We start from the raw sequence: 4,201 nt of genomic DNA, 5'->3' as shown, positions 1-4,201 counted from the left end.
ATGCAACTGCATAACGGGCGGTACCGTGTAAGCAGTGAAGATGGCGTGACCTGTTTTGAGTTGTTTTTCCCCGGCCGTGAAGCCTGAGGGCGCTGCACCTCAATCAAACGCACCGTTCAGAACTTCGTAGATGATACCGGTCGCAATGGCCACCAATATCAAGTCGGTTCCCGCTTGCTGCCATTCGTAACCATCATAACGAGGCAACTGCCCCAGCAAGCGGCCGTCCAGCTTCTTGGCAATACCAGGCGGCAGGGGCTTGCCGCGTGCCAGGTTTTTCTGAATGCCAGGCGGTAAGGCTGGCCCTGGGCGCCAATAATCGCGGTGACCGCCCAGCACGTTCAGTACAAGACCGCGATCAACGCTGAAGTCGTTCCTGGATTGGCCGCCCTTGTCTTTGGCCTTACCCGGCCCGCCCTGGGCATTACCTTTGTTATTACCGTGACCTTTGCCGTTGTCCTGCCCACCATAGGCGTCACCCTTGTTATTGCCTTGGCCTTTGCCATTACCTGGATCTGCAAGGGCAAGGCCACTGGTGACGGACAGTGCAAGCGACAACGCAGCCGATACAAGTTTCGTACGCTTTAACATGGCGACTTTCCGAGGCAAGGGTGTGCTGGAACTGTAGTTGAAATTGCAACACAGCGTACAGCTGTCAGCTGATCTGGCCACCGGCAAGGACGACATCCGCCTGGGTTTGCCAGGCTGCCAGCGCCGCAACCCGCAGCCCTTCCACGGTTGTCGATAGCACCATCGACGGCTCGCTCGATCCGGGCAAGCCGGGAACGTGAATAAAACCCACTGCGCACCCCAGTCCCCACCAAGGCGTGCTGCAAACGATAAAAACACCTGGTTGCACACAAACGTCCCCGCCGTCTGCGATACCGAGGCCGCAATACCCGCCTCACGCACCGCCTTGACCATGCCCTTGATCGGCAACGTCGAGAAGTACGCCGCCGGGCCGCCATCCACTACCGCGATATCAATCGGCTGCGCCCCCAGATTGTCGGGAATACGCGCATCGTTAACGTTGATCGCAACGCGCTCGATGGAAATATCACTGCGCCCAGGCCCCAGGCCCGTGGCGATGACCATTGCCGGCCGCAGTTCATTGATCAACTGCAGCAAGGTCTCGGCGGCGGTGGCAAATGCGCAGGGCAAGCAACGCGAAACCATTTGCACCCCCTCGCACAACTGCACACCGTCCAACTGGCGCACGGCCTCCCAAGAAGGGTTTACCGCCGCCTTATCAAAGGGCTCGAAGCCCGTCAGCAATACGTTTTGCACAATGGCCTCACATCAACAGATAGAGCAGCACGATATTGACCACCAGCATCATCAGCGCCGTGGGTAGTTGGGCTTTGATCACCGCATTTTTATCCGGCAGCTCCAGTAGCGCCGCCGGGACGATATTGAAGTTGGCCGCCATCGGCGTCATCAACGTACCGCAATAGCCAGAGAACATACCAATCGCCGCCATCACCGCAGGGTTGCCGCCGTAAATCCCCACCAGCACCGGCACGCCGACGCCACCGGTCATCACCGGAAAGGCCGCAAAACCATTGCCCATGATCACGGTAAACAAGGCCATGCCCAACACATAGACCATCACCGCCACCAACTTGTAGTCCAGGTTGATGTAGGTGGTGGTGACATGAGCGACCGCCGTGCCCACCCCGGCCTCATTGAACAACAGCCCGAGCATCGCCAGCATTTGCGGAAGCACCATGGCCCAGCCCAGGGCTTCGGTCAGGCGACGGGATTCGCGTAACGCTTGTACCGGCGTATCCCGGGTCAGCCAGCAGGCCAGGCCAAGGGCGATCAGGCAACCGATGCCCAGGGAGACGAAGGTCGTGTTCTTCGGGTCCAGCAGCGGTACACCACCGATTTCGGTGTGTTTGAGCAACACTGAGCCAATCACCGTGGTCAGCGGAATCGCCAACGCCGGGATGAACAATTTGTGGCCCAGGCGCCCGGCACTGGCGCGAGACGCCTTGTCGTGCAATTGGGCATGGCGGCCACGACCAACGCCGCCCAAGCCCGCAATCAATGCCATCACCACCACACCCACTCCGATGACCACCGAGGGCAGGCGCTCGCCTATAAGGAACGGTACGGCGAACAACAACCAGAACAGTGCACTGGACCAGCGCTTGGGGTGGGAACGGTCGAGCAGGATCATGCCGGCGGTGATCAGCAACAGCACGCCCGCCAGCCAGTACAGGTATTGAATGGAAATAATCATTGAGCAGCCTCCACTGGAGCGGTGGCCGAGCTCATTTCGCGGGTCAAGCGCCGGTCGAAACGATGCAACCGGATAGCGTGAATGATGAAGGCGCAGATCGCCGTCGGGATGCCCCACACCGCAATGTGCAGCGGCTCCACATCAATCCCCGAGCCAAGCAGGAAGGTGTGCATCAACGCAATCGCACCAAAGGCCACGAAGATGTCCTCACCAAAGAACAACCCGACGTTGTCGGTGGCAGCGCACATGGCCAGTACCTTGTGGCGTAGCTTGTCAGGCAGCTTGCCATAACGTTTTTCTGCGGCGCCCTCGGCCATCGGCGCCAGCAGCGGCCGCACCATCTGCGGATGTCCACCCAGGCTCGTCAACCCCATGGCAGCCGTGGACTCACGCACAAACAGATAAATGATCAGCAAGCGCCCGACCGTGGCGCGTTCGAAGCGTGCAATCCAGTTCTGCGCATGCAGGCGCAGGCCATGGCGTTCCAGCAGGCCAATCACCGCCAGCGGCAATAACAGAATCAGTTGCAAGGCACGGGTCTGAAGGAAGCCATCGCCCATGGTGGCGAGAATTTTTTCCAGCGGGAACTGGGCGGCAAGCCCGGTGGCGATGGCGGCCGCGGTGACCACCAACAGCGGATTGAAGCGCAATACAAAGCCGACCACGATGACAAGTACGCCGATCAACGGCCATAAGTTCACAACAGTTTGCATGGCGAAGAGGTCCTTTAGTGCGCGCTGCGGCGCCATTACAGCAGGATGTGGGCAAAGGGCTCACAGCATGAAAATGGCGTGCAATCGGCTCGGTTTTTTATTGTTGACCTGGAAGGTCGAGCGTCAGTGGCGGCAACTTTGCTGCCTGGGGACGGGGGTGTCCAACAAGAAAAAATTGTTGCTGCAAACCAATAATTTTTGTGGGGGGATGGCATCAGGGGTACGGCACCATGGAGAGATTCAGCGCAGTTTTTTTGGAAAAGACGTGAGGATGAAACTCGCTATGGCGTCGGCAGGGAAAATTCCTGATCAGCACCTATACTCCACGATGCAGCTGTGTGTACTTGCAGTTCATTCACGGCGTCATGCCGACAATGAGGGGTTCCCGCTATGTATGCCGGACAAATGAGTAATATGGCGACCACGCTTGGCGAAATACGCTGCCAGCTGTTCGCCCAGGTAATTTGCCTGCTGGCGGTGGCGACGCTTTTCGCCTGATTGGACATACAAGCCCTGAAAGGACGCCGCCCGGCCTCTTGACTTTCCTTTGCCCAAATTTCAGGCAACAAAAAAGGGCCCACCTTTCGGTGAGCCCTTCTAGACCGCCCAGCAGAGCGGATTTTGTTTGGTAGGCGCGATTGGACTCGAACCAACGACCCCACCATGTCAAGGTGGTGCTCTAACCAACTGAGCTACGTGCCTGCTGTGAGGCGGCATTCTACGGAATTCCGGAGGGGTGTCAACATCTTTTTTGCAGCTAACCCTATGAATATGCGAATTTTTTATTTGCGCCGGGTACACCCGTGATTTTCGGGTGGCTGGCAGGCAATTTTCAACTCAGGTAGGATCGGCGCACTCGTAAAAAATATAAAAACAGAGGTTCCAGGATGGCGAACACCCCCTACCCCCAGTCGTATTACGCCGCTTCTGCGAATGCAGTTCCGCCCCGTCCTGTGTTGCAAGGTGAGGTCGAGACCGATGTGTGCGTGATCGGGGCCGGCTATACCGGGCTTTCCAGTGCGCTGTTTTCTGCTGGAGAACGGCTTTCGCGTTACGGTGCTGGAAGCCGCCAAGGTCGGTTTTGGTGCCTCGGGTCGCAACGGTGGGCAGATCGTCAATAGTTACAGCCGCGATATCGACGTGATCGAGCGCAGCGTCGGGCCTCAGCAGGCGCAGTTGTTGGGGCAGATGGCGTTTGAAGGCGGCAGGATCATCCGTGAGCGCGTGGCCAAGTACCAGATCC

At 58.2% G+C, this 4,201-nt stretch carries 3 protein-coding genes, 1 tRNA gene and 2 pseudogenes; 1 reads left to right on the top strand and 5 read right to left on the bottom strand.

Annotated elements, in window-relative coordinates; all coding sequences use genetic code 11:
• Nucleotides 1-99: 99 nt before the first annotated feature.
• From DQ405_RS24930 to DQ405_RS24910, 5 genes and pseudogenes are all read right to left on the bottom strand, one after another.
• A complete protein-coding gene (locus DQ405_RS24930; RefSeq protein ID WP_014719140.1) occupies nucleotides 100-591 on the bottom strand; it encodes an anti-virulence regulator CigR family protein in 492 nt (163 codons plus the stop codon).
• Between the two features lie 64 nt (nucleotides 592-655).
• Nucleotides 656-1,287: pseudogene (gene pcp / locus DQ405_RS24925) on the bottom strand (pyroglutamyl-peptidase I).
• Between the two features lie 7 nt (nucleotides 1,288-1,294).
• The gene (locus DQ405_RS24920) at nucleotides 1,295-2,245 is read right to left on the bottom strand and encodes a DUF979 domain-containing protein (RefSeq protein ID WP_168426399.1); all 951 of its coding nucleotides are present in this window, start codon (nucleotides 2,243-2,245) and stop codon (nucleotides 1,295-1,297) included.
• On the bottom strand, nucleotides 2,242-2,958 hold the full coding sequence (locus tag DQ405_RS24915) for a DUF969 domain-containing protein (protein ID WP_014719143.1): 717 nt from the start codon (nucleotides 2,956-2,958) through the stop codon (nucleotides 2,242-2,244). Before DQ405_RS24915 ends, DQ405_RS24920 begins: the two co-directional genes overlap by 4 nt.
• 626 nt (nucleotides 2,959-3,584) lie before the next feature.
• A tRNA-Val gene (locus DQ405_RS24910) sits at nucleotides 3,585-3,660 on the bottom strand.
• 185 nt (nucleotides 3,661-3,845) lie between these two features.
• Between DQ405_RS24910 and DQ405_RS24905 the strand changes: the two are divergent.
• Nucleotides 3,846-4,201: pseudogene (locus DQ405_RS24905) on the top strand (NAD(P)/FAD-dependent oxidoreductase); the annotation flags it as partial.

Source organism: Pseudomonas sp. SST3 (assembly GCF_003325755.1).
The sequence above is the reverse complement of the archived record's forward strand: the minus strand, read 5'-3'. Positions and strand labels throughout refer to the sequence as shown.

Excerpts from the sequence above, each read along its gene's own strand:
- DQ405_RS24930 (WP_014719140.1), bottom strand. The coding sequence starts at position 591 with ATGTTAAAGCGTACGAAACTTGTATCGGCTGCGTTGTCGCTTGCACTG.
- DQ405_RS24920 (WP_168426399.1), bottom strand. The coding sequence starts at position 2,245 with ATGATTATTTCCATTCAATACCTGTACTGGCTGGCGGGCGTGCTGTTG.
- DQ405_RS24915 (WP_014719143.1), bottom strand. The coding sequence starts at position 2,958 with ATGCAAACTGTTGTGAACTTATGGCCGTTGATCGGCGTACTTGTCATC.